At 67.2% G+C, this 3,024-nt stretch carries 2 protein-coding genes; both read right to left on the bottom strand.

Annotated elements, in window-relative coordinates; all coding sequences use genetic code 11:
* Nucleotides 1-208: 208 nt before the first annotated feature.
* Complete coding sequence (locus R3X27_RS02705) at nucleotides 209-1,030, bottom strand: efflux RND transporter periplasmic adaptor subunit (protein WP_317707285.1); 822 nt, start codon at nucleotides 1,028-1,030, stop codon at nucleotides 209-211.
* Nucleotides 1,027-3,012: a hypothetical protein gene (locus R3X27_RS02700; protein ID WP_317707284.1), complete on the bottom strand. Its 1,986-nt coding sequence runs from the start codon at nucleotides 3,010-3,012 to the stop codon at nucleotides 1,027-1,029. The genes R3X27_RS02705 and R3X27_RS02700 overlap by 4 nt, the downstream gene beginning before the upstream one ends.
* Nucleotides 3,013-3,024 lie beyond the last annotated feature (12 nt).

Here is a 3,024-nt window from a genome sequence, read left to right as displayed (position 1 = left end):
TTCTCGTCCCCCGCGAATAATTTGAAATAAAACAACCCAGACCGCCAAAATGTGGCAGCAATGGCAATGCCTGGAATACTCGTTCGCGCATACTGTCCCGGCGTCCGACCGGTGTCCTTCACTTACCTTACGGCAGTTTTTGCAAAACCCCTAATGGTGCCGACCCTCTTTCGCTCAACCGGAGGTAGCGAACGAGATCGGACCGGGATCAACTGCCATTTGCAAATCGCGCCGTGCAGCGATGGCCGGCCGGCAGCGCGCCGTCGGGATTTGGCAGCTCCAGGCGCACCACGAATGTACCGCTGGCGGCATCAAAAACCCGGTCCACGACCTGCACTTCGGCGTCGAACTCACCGTCGAGCGGGGGCGCCGGGAAGATCGTCGCCCGGTCCCCCGGATGCACCTTTGCGAACATCTCGACCGGGACGAACGCCTCGACGCTCAGCGGGTCGAGCCGCACGATCCGTAGGACATGGTCGTCCTGACCGACGAATTCCCCGCCGGTCAGGACCCGCTCGGCAACGATCCCGGATATCGGCGAGCGGATCTCGCGCAGCCCGAGCGCCGCGCGGGCGCGCACCAGCTCCTTGACCGCGATGTCGCGATTGAGCTCTGCCTGGACCAACAGGCTTTGCGCCGCGATGCGCTCGGCCTCGATCCGGTCGAGTGCCTCCTCCGACGCGACGCCTTTCTTGCGCAGCTCCCCGATCCGGTTGTGGCGGCGTTCGATCATTGCCACCTGTTCCTGCTGCGCCTCGATCACCGAGGTCGAGTTCGCCCGCAGTTCCAGTAGCTCCACGGTGCTGCGTTCGACCGTCGAGTTCAGCCGCGCAACAATCTGCCCGGCCTCCACCGCGTCGCCCCGCGCCACGAGGACCGTTTCCAGAAGCCCGGAGACAGGCGACCCCAGCTCGACGATCTCGGACGGATCCATCAGGCAGTCGATATCGGACTGGGCTGGCGTGTTTTCCGCCGAGGCCATGAGCAGCAAAGCCCCCAACAGACCGCTTTGGACAAAGGTCGACATCATTCCAGCCCCCCCGTGAAGGATAGTAGAGTGTTGAGACGGCGATCCTGCCGGACCAGTTCCTTACGAACCCGTGCATGCGCGCGCTCGGTTCGCCTTTGAGCGCGGTTGAAGAGCCGCAGCCGGAGCCCGTAGGTCCCCCAGCCGATCCGCGCCAGCCGACGGCGGAGCGGCATCTGCAGCAAGTCGAGCAGTTGATCGTCCAGCGACAGGATCTCCTCGGCCGAGCCCGGCTCGCCCCGGCGCCCGGCGCGCCCGGCAAGCTGCCGGTCGATCCGTCCGGCGTCATGGCGTTCGGTCAGGATGACATGCAGCCCACCGACCGCCGACACGCCGTCCTCCAATGCGATATCGACCCCGCGCCCGGCCATGTTCGTGGCCACGGTCACCCGCCCCGGCGCCCCTGCCCCCGCGATCACGGCGGCCTCCTCGGTGTCGTTCTCCGCGTTCAGGACCTGATGATCGATCCCGGCGGCCGTCAGCACCGCGCTGGCCTGCACGGACGCGGCCACCGAGCGCGTACCGATCAGCACCGGCCGGCCGCGCGCCAGTTCGCGCGCCGCGCTCGCCGCCACCCGATCCCACTTGTCGGCCATCCTTGCACGCACTTTCGGTCGCCAGAACCGCAGCCGCGACGGCCGGTTGGGCGGGATCCGGCTCACCTGCAGCCCGTAAACCGACCGAAGCTCGCCGCGCACCTCCCGCGCCGTACCGGTCATGCCCGCCAGCATGCGGTAGCGACGAAAGAACCGCTGATAGGTCATCCGCGCCATCGACAGGTTCTGGCCCGTCACCTCGACGCCTTCCTTGGCCTCGATGAGCTGGTGCAGCCCGTCGGACCAGGATCGGTCCGGTTGCAACCGGCCGGTGTATTCATCGACGATCTGCACCTTGCCGTCATGGATCAGGTAGTGATCGCCAAGGTTGAACAGGTGTAAGGCCGACAGCGCCTGATGCATCACCTCCTCGCGGCGGATCGGGCTGGCCCAGAGACCGTCGAGCCGGGCCGCGCGTCGGGCCAGCGTCTCGCGCCCGGGCTCTGTCAACCGAACGCGCCTCTCGTCGCCGACCACCTTGTAATCCACGCCCTGACGCAGCTCACGTGCCAGCGCGAGCGCCTGCCCGGTCCAGGCCGCCTCGTCCTCCGGATTGCTTTGCCGCGAGATGATCAGCGGCGTGCGGGCCTCGTCCACGAGCACCGAATCCGCCTCGTCGACGATGGCGAAATGCAATCCGCGCATGGTCAGCCGGTTTTCCAGATCCCGATCACCCGTCAACCGCCGGAGCCGCCGCTGCAAATCCCCCTGCCGCCCGCCAAACACGAGCCGGTCACGCAGGTAGTCGAAGGCGATCTCGGTGTTGGAGGCATGGCAGATATCGGCGCCATAGGCCGCGCGCCGATCCTCGGGCGCCATGTCCTCCTCTATGACTGCCGATGTGAGCCCAAGGGCGCGATAGACCGGCAGGAGCGTTTCGCAATCGCGCCGCGCGAGGTAGCCGTTCACGGTGATCACATGCACCGGCATCCCGGCCATCGCGGCGGTCGCCGCCGCCAGCGCCGCAGTGATTGTCTTGCCCTCGCCGGTGTCCATTTCCGCCAGTTCGCCGCGGATCATCGCCAGCCCGCCGCGGATCTGGACATCGTGATGCCGCAGACCCAACTCGCGACGACTGACCTCTCGCACCAACGCAAATCCCCGCCGGATATTGGCCCCGGTCAGCCCGTGCCGCCGGAGCGCCGCACGGGTTTCCCGGATCTCGCCTTCGAGCGCGGCATCGTGCAATCGCTCGATCTTTCGACCGGCGCGCGCGATCCGCCGGAGCGTGATCCGCTCCGCCACCGGATGGAACAGCCGCAGCGCCGCGCCAAGGGCGCCGGACAGCGCGGTTTCCACGCTCTCCAGCCACCCGTCCTCCCGATCGCTCCGCTCCGGATAGAATTCCAGGCGGAGCGGCCGGGCGGTCGCGTCGTCGAACTGCTCCATCGCGGTGTCTCC

Source organism: Tropicimonas sp. TH_r6 (assembly GCF_033101155.1).
Classification (GTDB): Bacteria; Pseudomonadota; Alphaproteobacteria; order Rhodobacterales; family Rhodobacteraceae; genus Tropicimonas.
This window is presented reverse-complemented; position numbering and strand designations above follow the sequence as displayed.

Bases quoted from the DNA above. Each gene is read 5' to 3' on its own strand.
- R3X27_RS02705 (WP_317707285.1), bottom strand. From the start codon at position 1,030: ATGATGTCGACCTTTGTCCAAAGCGGTCTGTTGGGGGCTTTGCTGCTC.
- R3X27_RS02700 (WP_317707284.1), bottom strand. From the start codon at position 3,012: ATGGAGCAGTTCGACGACGCGACCGCCCGGCCGCTCCGCCTGGAATTC.